Below are 16615 nucleotides of genomic sequence, written 5' to 3' on the forward strand. Positions count from 1 at the left end.
ACCGTGGACTTCGGAGTGGTGTTCCAGTGCGATCCGCCCGCGTCCGCGGTGGTGGACCTGGCGGTCAAGGCCGAGGCGGCCGGGTTCGACTACGTCTGGACCTTCGACTCGCACCTGCTCTGGCAGGAGCCGTTCGTCATCTACAGCCAGATCCTGGCCTCGACCGAGCGGGTGATCGTCGGCCCGATGGTGACGAACCCGGGCACCCGCGACTGGACCGTGATCGCCTCGCAGTTCGCCACCCTGAACGAGATGTTCGGCAACCGCACCGTCTGCGGGATCGGCCGCGGCGACTCGGCCCTGCGCACCCTCGGGGCCAAACCGGGCACGATCGCGGAGATGAAGCAGTGCGTCGAGGTGGTGCGTGAGCTTGCGGAAGGCCGGACGGTCGAGTACCGCGGGCAGCAGCTCAAGTTCAACTGGGTCGAGGACGGCAAGCTCGAGGTCTGGGTCGCGGCGTACGGTCCGAAGGCGCTGCAGGTGACCGGCGAGGTCGGCGACGGCTACATCCTCCAGCTCGCGGACCCCGATATCGCTCAATGGATGATCTCGGCGGTACGCCGCTCCGCCGAGCAGGCCGGCCGTGATCCGGACAAGATCACCTTCTGCGTGGCGGCTCCGGCGTACGTCGGAGACGATCTGCAGCACCAGCGCGACCAGACCCGCTGGTTCGGTGGCATGGTCGGCAACCACGTCGCGGACATCGTCGAGCGCTACGGCGCCGACGGCGTGCCGAAGGCGCTGACCGACTACATCGCCGACCGCTTGGGCTACGACTACGCCGAGCACGGCCGGGCGGGCAACACCCACACCGATTTCGTGCCCGACGAAGTCGTCGACCGGTTCTGCATCCTCGGGCCGGTCGAGAATCATCTCGCCCGGCTCGAGGAGCTCAAGTCACTCGGCGTCGATCAGTTCGCCGTCTATCTCCAGCACGACGCGAAGGAAGAAACACTGGCTGCCTACGGCAAGCAGATCATTCCGAGCTTTTAGCCGCGGGTTTACTGCGGGGTGGTGGGGTCGGCCTACGGCAAGCAGATCATCAGCGCCTTGTGATGTTGATGGTCACCGATGCCGAGGTGAGGGTGTTGCCGGCGGCGTCGGTCGCCACCGCGGTCAGCGTGTGAGCGCCGGTCCGGGTGTTGTTCGACGTACTCCAGTTCCAGCTGTACGGCGCCGACGTGTCGGTCCGCAGCGTCGACGAGCCGTCCCGGAAGACGACCCTCGCGATCCCTGACCCATCCGTGTCGGCAGCGGTGGCGGACAGCGGGATCGAGGTCCCGCGCCGGTACGACGAGTCAGCGACCGGACTCGTCAGCTCGACCGTCGGCGCCACCGCGTCGATCCGGACCGACTGCGACTTCACCGGCTCGGCGTTGCCGTCCACATCCGTCGAGTAGTACTGCACCGTCGTGCTGGCATCGACCGTGAACGGCCCGGTGTAATCGGCAGCGGTGGCACTGGAAGTCGGGTCACTCCCATCCGTCGTGTACCGGGTCGAGGCAACGGCCGAGTTGTCCGGATCGAAGGTGCTCAGCGCAACATCCACCGGCGTACTCCGGTACCAGCCGGTCGAACAGGTCGTCCCACCACAGGCGATGCTCGTGATCGGCGGCCCCGCCGGCGGCGGTCCGCTGGAGGCTCCCATCACGTCACCGACCGTTCGGACCACGGTCCCGTTGCCCTCCCGCGCCTTCAGCCAGTCGAGGAACGTGGTGAACCTGGCCGGGTCGAACGAGAGCTCGTCGGCGCAGCCGTTGGAGCAGACGCCGTGGAAGGTGAGCACCACCCAGCCGCCGCCATGCGACTCCGCGGCCGTCACATACGACTGGAGTTGCGCGACGGTGGTGTTCTGGTCGGCTGCCTGCGGTGTCTGCAGAGCCATCGGATCCACCGGTGGCACCGATTCGGCGTACGGGCAGTCGTCGCAGCCGTCCTCGCTGACCCCGCCGACGCCGCGGGCGCTGGACATGCCGCAGCTCTGGACGACCTGCTTGGCGGCGTTGTTGTACTCCGCCTCGGGGTAGGCGAACGACACCGGCGCGGGGAAGCCCTGGGCAACGATGTTCGTCCGGTCGTCGCACACCTCGCGCGTCGCGGTCGCGGTGCTGACGTTCGTCAGCACCGTGTGGTGCACGGTGTGGCTGCCGATCTCGTTGCCGGCATCGGCCAGTGAGTGGATCTCCGGCCAGGTCATGTAGTAGTCGGAGTCGCCGACCCAGCCCGAGTTGATGTAGTAGGTCCCGCGCATCCCGCGGGACTGCAGCATCGGCAACGTCGAGATCTGGGAGGCCTGCCCGTCGTCGAAGGTCAGGCTGACGATGGTGTTGGTCGCCGCGGTGGCCGGCTGGAGGATCGCGACGAGCGATCCGGCAGCCAGCGCGACCGCGGCGCAGAGCACGGCGAAGCGATGACGCATGGTAAATGCCCCCATTTGGTTCGGGTCTCGCTCCTGCCCCCAGGGAGACCCTCCACAGCAGAGGTTACGACTTGGCAACGGTGTCTGCCAGAGTCAAGCGCTGCATTCATTCGCCGCTCACCTGAAGGTCCTACGCGGGGCCGTAGGGGAACAGCGTGTTCGGGTCGTAAGTGGCCCGTACTTCGGCCAGCCGAGCGAAGGTTTCGGCGGGCCAGGACGCCTCGTACGAGCCCGGCACGGTCAGACCGCCCGCGTAGTTGATGGTCGTCTCGTCGGCCTTCCACGGACCGATCGCGGAGATGATCGCGTCGGCCGCCGGGGGGAGAACCGTGGCGAACAGGCTGGGATCCGGCGCGCCGGCCATGAAGAACGTGTACGCGCCGCCGCGGCCGCCGACCGCACTGCCCTCCGGCACGTCGCGCTGAGTCGCCCCGCCGAGGTGACGGATCTCGATGGCGATAAACGGAACTCGCTGGTCCGGCCCGGCCACGTCGAGGAACGTCTTGGCGAAGTCCGCGTCGAGCTCGTTCAGCAGCAGGCCGCGGTCCCACGACGGGCTCGGGTCGGTCGGGTCGTTGTGGATGGTCGCGATCGCCGTCGTCGGCATCTCGGCGACCGCGTCGATGATGGTGGGGCCGACATCGCGGATCGGCTGGAACAGCCGCTCGCCCTCGGCCGCGTCGCCGACGAAGGCGAACCGGACGCTGATCACGGTCTTGCCGCGCAACGGCTCCGGGATGAACTCCAGCGGCGGCAGCCGCAGGATCACGAACGACGAGTTCGCCGTCTCGGGCAGCGTCTTGGTCCACTCGATCCAGGCCGGGACCGCGGTCGCGATCTGCGGCGCGTCGAAGAACACCGAGCCGCCGTAGATGGTCGACAGCTCGACCAGTTCGAAGTCCATCGAGGTGACGATGCCGAAGCCGCCCTTGCCACCACGGAGCGCCCAGAACAGGTCCGGGTTCTCGGTCGCGCTGGCGGTGACGACCTCTCCCGATGCGACGGCGACCCGGAAGCCGCGAGCCCAGTCGGAGGAGAATCCGTACGTCCGGGAGAGCGGCCCGAGTCCGCCGCCGAGCGTATAGCCGATGCACCCGACGTTGGCGGAGGCGCCGGTGATCGGGGTCAGGCCGTGCTCGCCCGCGGCCTCGATCACGTCGGCCCAGCGACTGCCCGCGTTGATGTGGGCGATCCGGTTCTCGGCGTCGATGGTCACGCCGGTCAGTCGCGAGGTGGTGGCGAGGATGCCGTCCGTGACGGGGACGGCCGAGCCGTGGCCGGTGGCGAGCACGCGTACCGGCGTACCGGCTGCTGCTGCGAGGCGGACGAGGGCCGCGGCGTCCTCCTCCGAGGTGAGGCCGACGGCGATCTCGGGGGTGTGCTGGGTGCTGAGGACCCACGCCGCGACCTCCGCGGCGAAGTCGTCGTCGGCCGGGCCCAGGACAGGGCCGGTGATGGAGTCACGGAGCTGGTCGATCAGGGTCATGATGCCTCTCTTGTGCAGGGGGTTACTCGCTGATTCCGGAGCGCTCGACGCCTTCGACGATCCAGCGCTGGAGGAACACGAACATCACCACCAGCGGCAGGATCGCGACACCGGCCGCGACGAACAGCTGGGGGAGATTGATGGTCTGGGCGGTGAGGAAGGTGGACAGTGCGACCTGCACGGTCCACGCGGACTGGTCCGGCGCGATCACCAGCGGCCAGAGGAAGGCGTTCCACGAGCCGATGAAGGTGATCGTGGCGATGGCGGCGATGAAGCCCTTCGAGTTCGGTACGACGATCCGCCAGAAGGTGCCCCAGTACGCCGTACCGTCGAGCGCCGCGGCCTCTTCGAGCTCGCGCGGGAAGTTGAGGAAGTACTGGCGGAACAGGAACGTCGCGAACGCCTGGAACAGCCCCGGGATGATCAGGCCGCGCAGCGTGCTCACCCAGCCGAGCGACGAGACGAGCACGAAGCTCGGGACGAACGTCACCGCCGCCGGGATGAGCAGGGTGGCCACGATGAAGTAGAAGACCGCGTTGGCGTAGCGGAACGGGATCCGGGCCAGGCCGTAGCCGGCCAGGCCGGAGATGACCAGGACGCCGATCGTTTGAATGACCGCGATCACGAGCGAGTTGACCAGCGATCTGAACATCGGCACGGCCGGATCGTTGAACAGATCCGCGACGTTGCTCCAGTGCAGAGTCGACGGGAACAGCTTCCAGTCCGGGGAGGTGATGTCCTGCTCGGTCGACAATCCGTTGCGGACCAGGAGATAGAAGGGGAGCAGGAAGAGGAGTGCGCCGATCGCCAGGACGGCGTACCGGAGAACGCTGCCCGTCTTGTCCGCGCGCGATCGCTGGATCACCGCCATCTCAGTCCTCCCTCCGGCCAAGCCCCAGGAAGCGGCCTTGACCGAGTGCGACCAAGGCGATCTGCAGCGTGAGGATGACGGCTCCGGCGCTGCCGTGGCCGAAGTCCTGGCCCTGGCCGAGCGCTGCGTAGTACAGGTAGACGAGGGGCGGGCGGGCGTACGGCGGGTATTGCCCTGAGCTGGAGAGCAGGTTGTAGAACTCGTCGAAGGCCTGGAACGCGTTGATGAGAAGGAGTAGCAGTACTGCGGTCGAGGTCGCGCGGAGTTGGGGGAGGGTGAGGAAGCGCAGCACCTTCCAGCCGGTCGCGCCGTCGATCGCGGCCGCTTCGTAGAGCGACGGCGAGATGCGCTGCAGCCCGGCCAGGAAGAGGATCATGTAGAAGCCTGCCTGCAGCCACATCCGTGCGGTGACGATGACCAGCCAGTACCACGGTGGTTGCGTGAGGGAGAGCCAGGCGATCGGGTCGATGCCGAACCAGCCAAGCACGGTGTTCATCAGGCCGAAGCGGACGCCGGAGAAGATCGAGAGCTTCCAGATCAGCGAGGCGACGACGTACGAGCAGGCAGTCGGCAGGAAGAAGACGGAGCGGAAGAAGGTCTTGGCGAAGCGGGCGCGGTTGACCAGCAGGGCCAGGCCGAGGGACGCGACGAAGGTGGTCGGCACGATGAAGAGCGCGAAGACGATGAAGGTGAGCAGGCTGGAGCGGAAGGCGGCGTCCTTCAGCATGTCCAGGTAGTTGCCCAGGCCAACGAAGTCGGTCGGGGTGACGGTGTTGTGGGCGTCGAAGAAACTCAGCCAGATCGACCACAGGATCGGGACGTAGACGAAGACGACCAGGCCCAGGACGAAGGGGCCGACGAAGATGGCGAACCAGAGATTGCGGTCGTATCTGCCGCGCAGTCTGGTGGTGATGCGACCGGGGCGGTGGGGTGGGGAAGGTATCAACGCAGTCATCAGCCCGCTACGCGCTCGAGTTCCGCTTCGACGATCGCCTTGACGGCCTTGATCTCGGTGGCCGGGTCGGATCCGTTCTTGATGATGCGGTTGAGGGCGTCGGAGTACGCAGTACCGGATTTTGGAGTCCAGAGCAGCGGGGTCTGGGCGTGCCCGTTCTCGTTGACGAACTTCACCGCGTCGGCGGCCGGGCCCGACTTCAGCTTGTCGGCCTTCTCGGCCAGGCTCTTGCGGGCCGGGATGTGGAAGCCGTACGACTGGGCGAAGTCGAGCTGCTTGTCGGTCTGGTCAACCCACAGCCACTTGACGAACTTCTTCGCGGCGTCGACGTTCTTCGACTTGGCGCTGACCACCGAGCCGTACGCGCCGACCGGAACACTGGGTGCGCCGGTCGTGCTGTTCAGCTTGGGCCAGGGCAGCACGCCGAAGTCGTCCGGCAGCGCCTTCTGGATCTGCGGGAAGGTCCACAGTCCGGTGAACTGCATCGCGGTCAGGCCCTGGGTGAAGGCCGACGGATCGGACCAGTCGGTCGGTGCCCCGAGCAACAATGCCTTGCTGGTGAAGAGTTCGCGGAGCTTGCGCAGCGACTCGACCGCGGCCGGGTCGTCGAAGCCGAAGGTGTTGTCGTCCTTGAGGTAGTCGAGGCCCGCCGACCAGAGGGCCGGTCCGCCGAGGATGCCGACGCCGCCGTCGTTGCCGACGAACAGCCCCTTCACCTTGTCGGTGGTGAGCTTCTTGGCCGCGGCGATCAGCTCGTCGACGGTCGTCGGCGGCTGGATGCCGGCTTTGGAGAGCAGGCTCTTGCGGTAGACGAGCAGCTGCATGTCGGTCACCTGCGGGATCGCATACAGCTTGCCCTGGTACGTCATCCGGGCGATCAGTGACGGAGTGAAGTCGGACTTGGTGTCACCGAGCAGGTCGGTGAGGTCGACGACCTGGCCGCCCTTGATCATGTCGATGCTCGGGCCGTTGACGTACTCGAAGACGTCCGGACCACCGTCGGTGAGCAGCGCCGACGCGGTCTTCTTGTCGTAGTCGCCGGGCGACCACTGCACGGTCACGGTGGCGTCGGGGTAGTCCTTGGCGTACTTCTCGACGGCCTGCTGGGTGCCCGCTTCGCCGTACTGGTGGTACCACTGCGCCAGCGCCGGCTTGCCGCTCGAGGATCCGCTGCCCGACGCGCGCCCGGTGTTGGAGCCGCAGCCTGCGACCGCCATCGCGGCCAGCCCGCCACCTACCGCAAGGAACTTCCGACGGTTGAATCCACCCGCGCTTGGCATCTCGACGTACCTCCGCAGTCCCGGCGCGGCCCCGAGCCACGCAGCCCTTCGACCCTACGACCGTCGGGGGGTGACGTCGCGCCATTTCCGCTCGTGAAAAAGCAACTTCCTCGGCAGGTTTCTCCGCTAAGCTTCGTGCCGTGTTCGATCCCCGTGCCTAGAGAACGCTCGCAGTCGCCGAGCCCATTTCGCACCCCGCTCCGCTGACGGAGCCGGGGCTCTCTAGGAGCGCCTTCTCATGCCTGGCACAACCCGTGCCGGGAGCTACCGCGATGTTCTGCTGCTGCCGCATGCGCTGCGCACTTTCGTGCCCGCGCTGTTCGGCCGGCTGGCGTACGGTCTGCTCCCGCTGTCTGCCCTGTTCACCGTTCAACAATCAACCGACTCGTTCGCGACCGCCGGCGCCGCCGTGGCCGCGTTCGGCCTGGCATCCCTGTCGATGCCACTCAAGGCCCGCCTCGTCGACCGCTTCAGCCAACGCCGCGTCCTGCCGGTCCTGGCCCTGCTCTGCGCCGTCGGCCTGGGCGTGGTGGCCTCAGCCCGTACTACGAACGCCGCGGTCCTGGTGCTGCTCGTCGGAGTCACCGGCCTCTTCGCACCCCCACTCGGCCCGTCGATGCGCGCGACCTGGCGACTGATCACCGAGGGCTCGGAACTCAAGGAACGCGCCTACGCCCTCGACGCGATCTGCGAGGAGACCCTTTACCTCTTCGGTCCGCTGCTCACCGGCGTACTGATCAGCCTCTGGTCCCCACGCCTCTCCCTGACCTGTACCGCGGTCCTGCTGCTGGTCGGCACCGTCCTGATGGTCACCAACCCCTTCGCTCGGCACACCAGCCCGACCCCACCGAAGCAGCACCTCCTGGGCCCACTGACCATCGGAGCCCTCCGCCGCATCCTCCTGATCATCATGGCCACGGCAGCCGGCATCAGCGTCGCCTACATCTGCCTAGCCGCAGTAGCCCAATCCCAAGGCCACCCAGGAGCCGCCGGCTACCTAGAGGCAGGCATCGGAGTAGGCAGCGTCATAGGCGGCCTCCTCTGGGCCCGCCGCAACCACACCAGATCCCCGTCCACCCACCTAGCCGCCCTGATCGCACTACTAGCCGCTGGCCTCCTAGCAGCCTCCTTCACCACCAACCTGCTGGCGCTAGGCGCAGTCATGGCCTGCACCGGCCTGGCAGTAGCCCCGCTCTACGTCGTCTCCTACTTAGCCTCCGACGACCTCACCCCCGCCCACCAACGCACCGAAGCGAGCACCTGGATCAACACCGCCAACAACGTAGGCAGCTCCGCCGGCTCCTCCCTAGCCGGCCTAACCCTCGACCACACCACCCCATCCCACGGCTTCCTAGCCGGAGCCGCGCTGCTTGTGGTGGTCGCGACTCTTACCGCGGTTCGACGAAGGCGAAGCGGCTGACAGATGCCGATTTGGTCACGAGGTATATCCGGGTATATATACGAGGACATACCCTCGTATATATGAAGACGATGATCGATCTGGACGACGAGGCGCTGTCACTCGCGGCGAAGGAGCTGGGGACCGTGACGAAGAAGGACACAGTGAACGCTGCGCTGCAGTTCGTCGCTCGGCGGCGCGAACGGATCGAGGCGCTGCTCGACGATCCGTACGCACTCGGCGTCGGACCAGACATCGCCGACGCCGAGATCATGCGAGGAGCTCTTCGTTGAACGTCGTCACCAACGGACGGCTCTATCTGATCGATACGACGGCCCAGGCTCATGGCGAGGATCCGGCAGTGCAGTCCTTGATCGCGGGGTTGATCGTCGATCAGGCCGCTGCCACATGCGTGACGATCGACCTCCACGTTGGGTTCTCAGGTCGAAATCTGGCGGATGTCCAGGCGATCGCCGATCGTAGGAGGTCGTTGTACGTGACGCTGCCGATCAATGAGTCGATCGCCGAACGTGCTCGGGGAACCCAGGCTCGGATGGCCGCGCGGGGCCTGCATCGTGCTGCCTTGGCGGTCAACATCCTCACCGCAGCTGTGGCAGCGGAGCACAACGCGGTGATCCTGCACTACGACGCCGACTTCGAGCACATCGCGGCGACCACGGGGCAGCCGCATCTCTGGGTTGCGCCGCGTGGGTCGCTGGACTGACTGCACTTAGCTTTATGCGTCCGAGAGGCGGGCGATGGTGGCGCTGGCTCGGCGGACTATGGGGACTGGGCCGGCGGGGAGGACGTCGCCTATGAAGGTGTAGTGGCGGAGGATTTCGGGGTCTACGTCGCCGGGGTGGGTGCGGCTGTGGTCTCTGACCCAGTCGATGATGTCGCCCCAGCCGGGGGCGGCCAGGGAGCCGCCGAAGTGTTGGACGGATAGGCCGGCGCAGAGGTTGCCGAAGGCCAGGCGGTGGGCCAGGGGCCAGCCTCGGAGGGTGCCTAGGACTAGCGAGGCGAGGAAGACGTCGCCTGCGCCGGTGGGGTCGTAGGAGCGGACCGGGAGGGCCGGGATGTGTTCCTCCTCGCCAGTCAGGGAGTCGATGGCCAGTACGCCGTCGGAGCCGTTCGTGACGACGGCGAGGGGGACTCTCTCGGCCAGCTTGTGGAGAGCGGCCTTCGGGGTGTCGGTGCGGGTGTAGGCCATCGCCTCGCCCGCATTCGGCGTGAAGGCGTGGAAGCCCTCCAGTACGTCGAGGACCGCGGGGGACCAGGACTCGGTCGGATCCCAACCGACGTCGCCGAACAGCAGCGCACCCGACTCGCGGGCCTCGGCGGTCCAGCTCGGCAGTTCCTCTGCGACCGGCACGATCGCGGACCGCGTCCGCAGGCCCAGGCCGACCAGCTTGCTCGGGTCGCCGGGCGCGTCGTGCGCATGGGTGACCATCGCGCGGTCCCGGTCGATCGACATCGACACCGTGACGGGTGAATGCCAGTGGCCGATCCGGCGGGAGTGCGAGAGGTCGACGCCCTCCTGGTCAGCGAGTGTGCGCCAGCAGAAGTCGGCGTACACGTCGTCGCCGAAGACGGCGGCCAGGCCGCTGCGCAGGCCGAGCCGGCTGGCGGCGATGGCGAAGTTGGCGACGCCGCCGGGGCACGACCCCATCCCCTCGGCGAAGATCTCGGTTCCGGTGGTCGGGGCGGACTCCAGACCGGTCAGCACGATGTCGAGGAACACGGTCCCCTGTACGAACACGTCGTAGCAGTCCGGTTCGTCCTTCACGGTGACACTCGCTCCTTCGTTGACGGCGGGGGCCGGGCAGTGGCGGGGCGGCATTGTCGGTGGCTGATGATGTGCTGTCCTTCGTAGCATCATCGACCGGCCATCACCATGGATTTGGGAGGAACGCGATGAGTTCTGGGGTGTGTTCGTGATCCCGACCTGGATCGGCGTGATCGGCGTGATCGCGACCGTGCTGAGCCCGTTCATCGCGCTCGGCGGGGTCGCCCTGGGCGGCTACCTGAGCCGCAAGGCCGACCGTGAGCTGGACACCTGGCGGCACCGCGAGGAGACGATGCGGATGGTCCGCTGGGCGGTCGAGCAGATCCTCGACGGCGACGAGGCCGGCACCGACGCCGGGGTGGTGACGCTGCGCTCACTGATGAGATCGGAACTGTTACAACCCGAGGACTACGACCTGGTGGCCGCGCTGACGGCCGCCGTGGCGATCGACCGGATCGGCTCGGCCGCGTACGCTGATATTGCCGAAGAGGGCGCGGACGTGATCGAGGGAGACAGTGCCGATGGGTGAGAAGAAGACCGTCAAGGTCTCCCGCCAGGCCGTCGAGTTGGCCCGCCTGCACGTGGAGGCCGCCCGCAAGGCCGGCCGCAAGCCCGATGCCGGCGTGGCCCGGGTCGCGAGCGCCCGCCCCGAGACAGGTCCCGGCGCCCCGGCTCCTGCCTGATCCGCGAGGCGGCGCAGCCGCGGCGTACCGGAGCTTGAACACCGCTTAGCGGACGGTGCGGCACGCCTAGTCGGAGCACACCGGTGGAGCACCTACACTGATCGACGGCCGCTCCGGTGACGCACTGGTGGTTAACTGTGCGGCACTCCCTGTTCCCGACCACGGCCGGAATCTCACGTGATCCGCTTCGAGAATGTTTCCAAGACGTACGAGGGCCAGTCCAAGGCTGCCCTGCTGAACGTCGACGTCGAGATCGAAAAAGGCGAGTTCGTCTTCCTGGTCGGTACCTCCGGTTCCGGCAAGTCGACGTTCCTGCGCCTCGTCCTGCGCGAGCACCGGACCACCAAGGGTCACATCATGGTGGCGGGCAAGGACCTGAACCGGCTGGCCAGCTGGCGGATCCCGCAGATGCGCCGGCAGATCGGCACCGTCTTCCAGGACTTCCGGCTGCTGCCGAACAAGACCGTCGCGGAGAACGTCGCCTTCGCCCTGCAGGTGATCGGCAAGCCCCGCTCGCACATCCGCAAGACGGTGCCCGAGGTGCTCGAGCTGGTCGGCCTGGACGGCAAGGAGGACCGGATGCCGGACGAGCTGTCCGGCGGCGAGCAGCAGCGGGTCGCGATCGCCCGGGCGTTCGTCAACCGGCCGATGATCCTGATCGCCGACGAGCCGACCGGAAACCTGGACCCCGGTACGTCGGTCGGCATCATGAAGTTGCTGGACCGGATCAACCGGACCGGGACGACCGTGGTGATGGCCACCCACGACGTCTCGATCGTCGACCAGATGCGCAAGCGCGTGATCGAGCTGGAGAACGGCCATGTCGTCCGCGACGAGTCGCGTGGCGTCTACGGCTACCAGCACTGACCGCTGCCTGACCTGCCCGGACCGGGCCGATCAGGGCTGATTACAGGGACTGACTGACTGATGCGCTTGAACTACATCCTCTCCGACCTCGGCATCGGCCTGCGCCGGAACCTCTCGATGACGATCGCCGTCGTGGTCACCATCTGGGTCTCGCTGTCGCTGTTCGGCAGCGCGCTGCTCGCCCGCGAGCAGGTCGACCTGATGAAGGGGAACTGGTACGACAAGATCCAGATCTCGGTCTTCCTCTGCACCAAGGACTCCGGCGGCCGCGGCTGCTCGGGCGCCGAGGTGACCACGGAGCAGAAGAACCGGATCAAGCAGGTGATCGAGTCGAACCCGGACACCGCGCCCGAAGGCGTCTTCGGTGAGTCGAAGAAGGAAGCCTTCGATCAGTTCAAGAAGCTCTACAAGGACTCGCCGATCGTCTCGACGGTGACCGAGGACCAGATGCAGGAGTCCTTCCGGGTCAAACTGAAGGATCCACAGCGGTACCAGAACCTGGTCAGCGCGGTGGCCGGGTTGCCCGGCGTCGACACGGTGCAGGACCTGAGACAGTATCTGGATCCACTCTTCAAGGCGCTGAACCAGCTGAAATGGGCCACCCTGGCGGCGGCCGGCTTGCTGCTGGTGGCCGCGCTGATGCAGATCTCCAACACGATCCGGCTGGCGGCGTACGCCCGGAGACGGGAGATCGGGATCATGCGCCTGGTGGGCGCCTCGAACTTCTACATCCAGCTGCCGTTCCTGCTGGAGGCGATCCTGGCCGCCCTGCTCGGCGCGGTCCTTGCCTGCGGCACCTTGTGGCTCGGCGTCTTCCTGTTCGTGAAGAGACAGGCCGAGGAGACGTTCCGGGTCTGGCAGTGGGTCGGAGCGGCCGAAACCTTCCGGGCCACTCTGATCATGGTCGTGGTCGGCCTGGTGCTGGCGATCATCCCGACATTCCTGACAACGCGGAAATACCTCAAAGTCTGACCTGGGTGACTTATCGTGCAGTAGCACGTCACCATCACCCATAGCAAGGGGTCGACTGTGGTCCCGCACTTCCCCGGTGCGAACCCGCGCAAGCGGGGGAGCATCAAGCGAGACGACAGCATCGGCGCCACCGCCGTACCGGTTCAGCGCTCCGCCAGGCAACGCCTGCGCGGTTCGCCGCATCGGCAGACGGTCATCGCCGCTTGCTGCGTTGTCCTGTCCATGTCCGCCGGAGCACTGGCGGTGGTCCCGTCCGCGAGTGCGGACCCACCGGACCCCGCCGCCAAGAAGAAGCAGCTCGACTCGCAGATCGACGCGTCCCGTGCCGATCTGAAGGAGTCCACCGACCAGGTCGCGCAGTCCGTTGCCGCGTACAACCAGGCCGAGACGCAGTACAAGGCCGTCCAGATCCGGTACGCCGTCGCGCAGGGCAAGCTCGCCGCCGCGAAGGCCGCCGATCAGGTTGCCGCGGGCAAGCTCAAGGACGCCGAGGCGGCGCTGCAGACGGCGATCGCCGACGTGGACGACGGTGAGCTGGCGATCTACAAGCAGCGCCAGCTGGCCGGCCGCGCGGCGCAGTCGGCGTTCCAGCAGCAGAACAGCCTGGTCGGGCTGTCGATCGTGCTGCAGGGCGCCTCGCCGGCCGATGTCGCCAACGGCATCCAGGTGCAGCGCAACGTGTTCGGCATCCAGAGCAACACGATCACCCGGCTGAACGACGCCCAGGCGCAGCTCGCGAACAAGCGGGCCAAGCTCGTCGCGGCCGAGAAGGTCGTGTCGGCTCAGCGCGCCGAGGCGGCCCGGACGGTGAAGGACGTCACCGCGCTCACGCTGCAGGTCGCCGCCGACAAGGCCGAGGCCGCACGACTGGCCCAGGCCAAGCTGACGACGTACCAGGCGGCGCAACGGGACAAGAACGCCGACCTCGCGCAGTACAACTCGCTGGTGGCCGAGCGGAACCGGGTGCAGCGCATCCTGGTCGCTCGGGCGAAGGCGGAGCGGGAGGCCGCGGCCCGGCGCAAGGCCGCCCGGCAGAAGGCCGAGCGGGAGAAGGCGCGCAAGGAGCACCGGCCGCCGAGGAGCATCCCGGACGATCCGCCGGACAACTCGTCGGGTCTGAGCTACCCGATCAACACCTACATCACGTCGCCGTACGGGATGCGGTTCCACCCGATCCTGCACATCTGGAAGCTGCACGACGGCACCGACTTCGGCGCAGGCTGCGGTACGCCGATCCATGCGGCGGCCAGTGGGCGGGTCACGGACAAGTACTACAACGGCGGCTACGGCAACCGGTTGTTCCTGTCACACGGCGTGATCGACGGGTCGTCCATCACGACTGTCTACAACCACTTGTCGAAGTACAACGTCCACGTCGGCCAACGGGTGAAGAAGGGCCAGGTGATCGGGTACGTCGGTACGACGGGCTACTCGACCGGCTGCCACCTGCACTTCATGGTCTACCAGGACGGCAACGTGGTTAATCCGATGAAGTGGTTGTGAGTGGTCTGAGATACTGGCCGGATGGTGAAACAGACCGGTCACAAGCCGATCGCGCAGAATCGTAAGGCGCGACACGACTACCACATCGACGACGTGGTGGAGGCCGGACTCGTGCTGACCGGGACCGAGGTGAAGTCCCTGCGGCTGGGTCGGGCCTCCCTCGTCGACGCCTTCGCGTCGGTACGCGGTGGCGAGCTCTGGCTGCAGAACATGCACATCCCGGAGTACACGCACGGCACGTGGACCAACCACGAGCCCCGGCGGACCCGCAAGCTGCTGCTGCACAAGGACGAGATGCAGAAGCTGATCAAGGCGGTCGAGCAGCAGGGCGTCTCGCTGATTCCGTTGTCGCTGTACTTCAAGGACGGCTACGCGAAGGTCGAGCTGGCCACCGGGCGCGGCAAGAAGGACTACGACAAGCGGCACGCCCTGGCCGAGCGCCAGGCCGACCGCGAGGCGCAACGAGCCCTGAGCGACCGCCGCCGGGGGTAGGCGTCCCTGCGGCTGGTAGTGCGTAGGGGTCTGCCCAGGGGCGGGTCGGGGCGTCACCCGATGGGGTGGGCGACGTTCGCCGGGCAGGCTGAAGGTATGTCCACTTCAGACCTGCTGGTGACGCCGGCCCAACGGGACCGCGCCGTCGAGATTCTTCAAGAGATGTACGCCGACGGGCGCCTGGACCGGTTCGAGTTCGACACCAGGCTGGAGCTGGCGCTCAAGTCGCGGACCCGGGCCGAGCTGAACGGCACCTTCGACGGCCTCGTCTCCCGGCCCGTCCCGACCTTCGCTCCGGCGGCCTTCACCCGGCCACCGCTTCCGGCCCGGCAGTCCGAGGGGCGCGGGATGGGACTCGTCACGCACTGGCTCGGGTTCCCCACCTTCTTCGTCGGCCCGGCGCTGGTCGCGGCCGGCGCGGGCAAGCAGAACCCGGTCATCCGCAAGCACGCGGTGGAAGCGCTGAACTTCCAGCTCAGCGCCTTCGGCCTCTTCGCCCTGCTCGGCATCGTGACCGGGGTGACCGGCGGTTTCACCGGCTTCCTGTTCCCGCTCGTCGGCCTGGTCTGGTTCGTCCTCACCGGCATCGGCGGCATCGCCGCTCTGCTCGGCTCCGAGTTCCGCTACCCGTTCACCCTCCGGATGATCCGCTGAGGGAATCCCAAGTGCGGGCGACTGGTTGTACTTGGTAGTGTGGGTGGTCTGCGGTCAGGCCGCAGATGTTTGACAACTCAACAGGGGGTGAACGGTTTCGACTTTGGACGTACGTTCCAAGCGAAGCGGGCCGAGGATCCAGGGTTATCTCGTTAACGATCTCTGGAAAAAAATAACTGCCGATGCAAATCGCCAGAGCTTCGCTCTCGCTGCCTGACAGCCTGAGCTAAAAGAAGCGGTCAGCCCGGGGTTGCTTCCGACCCGGTTCCTGGCCTCAGCTAGGAAGCTTGCTTCACTAACCCGGTCGCGGGGTTAGTGCGGGACATTTACAGCGACTGAGCTCGTCAGCAACCCTGTCTGTGGGAGTGCTGGAGCTGAGAAAAGCGACTTACAGACTGCGCCCGGAGAAGTCTTGGAGCGACGCTGAAGGACGCGGGTTCGATTCCCGCCACCTCCACCCCTATGAGTTGAGAAGGCCGGTCCCTCGGGACCGGCCTTCTCGTATGTCCGGGCGGATTCCATCGGGATTGACGATGGATCGCTGGCGATGGACATTCTCTGTGTGAGTAGTGCTGATGATGACGCTCAGGCGTTCGCTGATCTGTTTCGGGAGACGTACCTGCGGTTTCATCGGCGGGACGGGAAGCGGAGCGAGATGTCGGGGGCCAGCCGGGCCGTGTTGCAGCATCTTTCGCAGACCGGGCCGTTGACGGTCGGCGACATCGCGCTGCACCTGGATCGGGCGCAGTCGGTGGTCAGCGACATCGTGACGCAGCTCGAGTCCAAGGGTGTGCTGGAGCGGGAGCGCGATCCGGAGGACCGGCGCCGCACGCTGGTCTGGCTGTCGGCCGATGGCTTCGCCGTACTCCGCGCTGACCGCGACGTCCTCAGCGTGCCGGCCCTGGCCGAAGCGTTCGCCGCCCTGGCTCCCGACGATCGGGCCGGCCTGCTCACCACCCTGTCCACCCTGGTACGACCGAACGGAGCCCACTGATGACCACGACCACCAGCTGCGAGAGCTGCAGCATGCCGATCGAGAGCGGCCGCTACTGCGAACACTGTGTCGATGCCGATGGCAACCTCCAGGACTTCGACACCCGCTTCGCCTCGATGGTCTCCTGGCAGGAACGCCGCAACCCCGACGACCCGCGCGAGAAGATCGAGGCCGACACCCTCGCCTACATGGCCAACATGCCGGCCTGGCGCGACCACCCCCGAGTCGCCGCGTACCGCTGAGCCCGTACGGCT

19 protein-coding genes and 1 other RNA gene are annotated in these 16615 nt (G+C 66.9%); 14 read left to right on the top strand and 6 right to left on the bottom strand.

What is annotated here, in order from left to right; translation table 11 throughout:
• Positions 1–3 precede the first annotated feature (3 nt).
• Positions 4–993 (top strand): TIGR03842 family LLM class F420-dependent oxidoreductase, encoded by a 990-nt coding sequence (locus tag AB0M15_RS38990; RefSeq protein ID WP_363831232.1) that lies wholly within the window; start codon positions 4–6, stop codon positions 991–993.
• A gap of 49 nt (positions 994–1042) precedes the next feature.
• Here the strand turns inward: AB0M15_RS38990 and AB0M15_RS38995 are convergent, their stop codons facing one another.
• From AB0M15_RS38995 to AB0M15_RS39015, 5 genes are all read right to left on the bottom strand, one after another.
• Positions 1043–2419, bottom strand: coding sequence for a polysaccharide deacetylase family protein (locus tag AB0M15_RS38995; RefSeq protein WP_363831235.1), 1377 nt, complete (start codon positions 2417–2419; stop codon positions 1043–1045).
• Between the two features lie 130 nt (positions 2420–2549).
• Entirely contained in the window at positions 2550–3905 is a 1356-nt protein-coding gene (locus AB0M15_RS39000; RefSeq protein ID WP_363831239.1) for an FAD-binding oxidoreductase, read from the bottom strand.
• A gap of 22 nt (positions 3906–3927) precedes the next feature.
• A complete protein-coding gene (locus tag AB0M15_RS39005) occupies positions 3928–4776 on the bottom strand; it encodes a carbohydrate ABC transporter permease (protein ID WP_363831242.1) in 849 nt (282 codons plus the stop codon).
• A 1-nt stretch (position 4777) separates the two neighbouring features.
• On the bottom strand, positions 4778–5731 hold the full coding sequence (locus tag AB0M15_RS39010; protein ID WP_363831245.1) for a sugar ABC transporter permease: 954 nt from the start codon (positions 5729–5731) through the stop codon (positions 4778–4780).
• Complete coding sequence (locus AB0M15_RS39015) at positions 5731–7011, bottom strand: sugar ABC transporter substrate-binding protein (protein WP_363831247.1); 1281 nt, start codon at positions 7009–7011, stop codon at positions 5731–5733. Before AB0M15_RS39015 ends, AB0M15_RS39010 begins: the two co-directional genes overlap by 1 nt.
• A 238-nt stretch (positions 7012–7249) precedes the next feature.
• On the opposite strand from AB0M15_RS39015, the gene AB0M15_RS39020 reads away from it, so the two are divergent.
• The 3 genes from AB0M15_RS39020 to AB0M15_RS39030 all read left to right on the top strand — a co-directional run bounded on the left by AB0M15_RS39020 (position 7250) and on the right by AB0M15_RS39030 (position 9134).
• Entirely contained in the window at positions 7250–8431 is a 1182-nt protein-coding gene (locus AB0M15_RS39020; RefSeq protein ID WP_363831250.1) for an MFS transporter, read from the top strand.
• A 62-nt stretch (positions 8432–8493) separates the two neighbouring features.
• Positions 8494–8703, top strand: a complete 210-nt coding sequence (locus AB0M15_RS39025) for a type II toxin-antitoxin system VapB family antitoxin (RefSeq protein ID WP_363831253.1) — start codon at positions 8494–8496, stop codon at positions 8701–8703.
• The gene (locus AB0M15_RS39030; protein WP_363831256.1) at positions 8700–9134 is read left to right on the top strand and encodes a VapC toxin family PIN domain ribonuclease; all 435 of its coding nucleotides are present in this window, start codon (positions 8700–8702) and stop codon (positions 9132–9134) included. The genes AB0M15_RS39025 and AB0M15_RS39030 overlap by 4 nt, the downstream gene beginning before the upstream one ends.
• A gap of 12 nt (positions 9135–9146) precedes the next feature.
• On the opposite strand, the gene AB0M15_RS39035 is transcribed toward AB0M15_RS39030, so the two are convergent.
• Entirely contained in the window at positions 9147–10196 is a 1050-nt protein-coding gene (locus tag AB0M15_RS39035; RefSeq protein ID WP_363831259.1) for a PfkB family carbohydrate kinase, read from the bottom strand.
• Positions 10197–10344: 148 nt separating this feature from the next.
• Here AB0M15_RS39035 and AB0M15_RS39040 point away from each other — a divergent pair, with 148 nt between their 5' ends.
• The 10 genes from AB0M15_RS39040 to AB0M15_RS39085 all read left to right on the top strand — a co-directional run bounded on the left by AB0M15_RS39040 (position 10345) and on the right by AB0M15_RS39085 (position 16603).
• Entirely contained in the window at positions 10345–10725 is a 381-nt protein-coding gene (locus AB0M15_RS39040; protein WP_328320321.1) for a hypothetical protein, read from the top strand.
• Positions 10718–10879, top strand: coding sequence for a hypothetical protein (locus tag AB0M15_RS39045; RefSeq protein ID WP_363831263.1), 162 nt, complete (start codon positions 10718–10720; stop codon positions 10877–10879). The genes AB0M15_RS39040 and AB0M15_RS39045 overlap by 8 nt, the downstream gene beginning before the upstream one ends.
• Positions 10880–11056: 177 nt before the next feature.
• A complete protein-coding gene (gene ftsE, locus AB0M15_RS39050; RefSeq protein ID WP_328320325.1) occupies positions 11057–11746 on the top strand; it encodes a cell division ATP-binding protein FtsE in 690 nt (229 codons plus the stop codon).
• Positions 11747–11806: 60 nt separating this feature from the next.
• Positions 11807–12718, top strand: a complete 912-nt coding sequence (gene ftsX / locus AB0M15_RS39055) for a permease-like cell division protein FtsX (RefSeq protein WP_343980180.1) — start codon at positions 11807–11809, stop codon at positions 12716–12718.
• A gap of 57 nt (positions 12719–12775) precedes the next feature.
• Positions 12776–14221: a peptidoglycan DD-metalloendopeptidase family protein gene (locus AB0M15_RS39060; RefSeq protein ID WP_363831269.1), complete on the top strand. Its 1446-nt coding sequence runs from the start codon at positions 12776–12778 to the stop codon at positions 14219–14221.
• A 21-nt stretch (positions 14222–14242) separates the two neighbouring features.
• Positions 14243–14713 carry an SsrA-binding protein SmpB gene (smpB, locus tag AB0M15_RS39065; protein WP_343980186.1) on the top strand — a complete coding sequence of 157 codons (471 nt, stop codon included), beginning with the start codon at positions 14243–14245 and terminating at the stop codon, positions 14711–14713.
• A 96-nt stretch (positions 14714–14809) separates the two neighbouring features.
• Positions 14810–15367, top strand: coding sequence for a DUF1707 and DUF4870 domain-containing protein (locus tag AB0M15_RS39070; RefSeq protein ID WP_363831274.1), 558 nt, complete (start codon positions 14810–14812; stop codon positions 15365–15367).
• A gap of 83 nt (positions 15368–15450) precedes the next feature.
• Positions 15451–15827: a transfer-messenger RNA gene (gene ssrA, locus AB0M15_RS39075) on the top strand.
• Positions 15828–15929: 102 nt separating this feature from the next.
• A complete protein-coding gene (locus AB0M15_RS39080; protein ID WP_363831278.1) occupies positions 15930–16361 on the top strand; it encodes a MarR family winged helix-turn-helix transcriptional regulator in 432 nt (143 codons plus the stop codon).
• The gene (locus AB0M15_RS39085; RefSeq protein WP_363831282.1) at positions 16361–16603 is read left to right on the top strand and encodes a hypothetical protein; all 243 of its coding nucleotides are present in this window, start codon (positions 16361–16363) and stop codon (positions 16601–16603) included. Before AB0M15_RS39080 ends, AB0M15_RS39085 begins: the two co-directional genes overlap by 1 nt.
• Positions 16604–16615: the final 12 nt, after the last annotated feature.

The sequence above is a fragment of the Kribbella sp. NPDC051718 genome, assembly GCF_040681515.1.
In the GTDB taxonomy this organism is placed as follows: Bacteria; Actinomycetota; Actinomycetes; order Propionibacteriales; family Kribbellaceae; genus Kribbella.

Coding starts and splice junctions, on each gene's coding strand:
- AB0M15_RS38995 (WP_363831235.1), bottom strand. CDS start 2,419: ATGCGTCATCGCTTCGCCGTGCTCTGCGCCGCGGTCGCGCTGGCTGCC.
- AB0M15_RS39000 (WP_363831239.1), bottom strand. CDS start 3,905: ATGACCCTGATCGACCAGCTCCGTGACTCCATCACCGGCCCTGTCCTG.
- AB0M15_RS39005 (WP_363831242.1), bottom strand. CDS start 4,776: ATGGCGGTGATCCAGCGATCGCGCGCGGACAAGACGGGCAGCGTTCTC.
- AB0M15_RS39010 (WP_363831245.1), bottom strand. CDS start 5,731: ATGACTGCGTTGATACCTTCCCCACCCCACCGCCCCGGTCGCATCACC.
- AB0M15_RS39015 (WP_363831247.1), bottom strand. CDS start 7,011: ATGCCAAGCGCGGGTGGATTCAACCGTCGGAAGTTCCTTGCGGTAGGT.
- AB0M15_RS39020 (WP_363831250.1), top strand. CDS start 7,250: ATGCCTGGCACAACCCGTGCCGGGAGCTACCGCGATGTTCTGCTGCTG.
- AB0M15_RS39025 (WP_363831253.1), top strand. CDS start 8,494: ATGAAGACGATGATCGATCTGGACGACGAGGCGCTGTCACTCGCGGCG.
- AB0M15_RS39045 (WP_363831263.1), top strand. CDS start 10,718: ATGGGTGAGAAGAAGACCGTCAAGGTCTCCCGCCAGGCCGTCGAGTTG.
- ftsX (WP_343980180.1), top strand. CDS start 11,807: ATGCGCTTGAACTACATCCTCTCCGACCTCGGCATCGGCCTGCGCCGG.
- smpB (WP_343980186.1), top strand. CDS start 14,243: ATGGTGAAACAGACCGGTCACAAGCCGATCGCGCAGAATCGTAAGGCG.
- AB0M15_RS39070 (WP_363831274.1), top strand. CDS start 14,810: ATGTCCACTTCAGACCTGCTGGTGACGCCGGCCCAACGGGACCGCGCC.
- AB0M15_RS39085 (WP_363831282.1), top strand. CDS start 16,361: ATGACCACGACCACCAGCTGCGAGAGCTGCAGCATGCCGATCGAGAGC.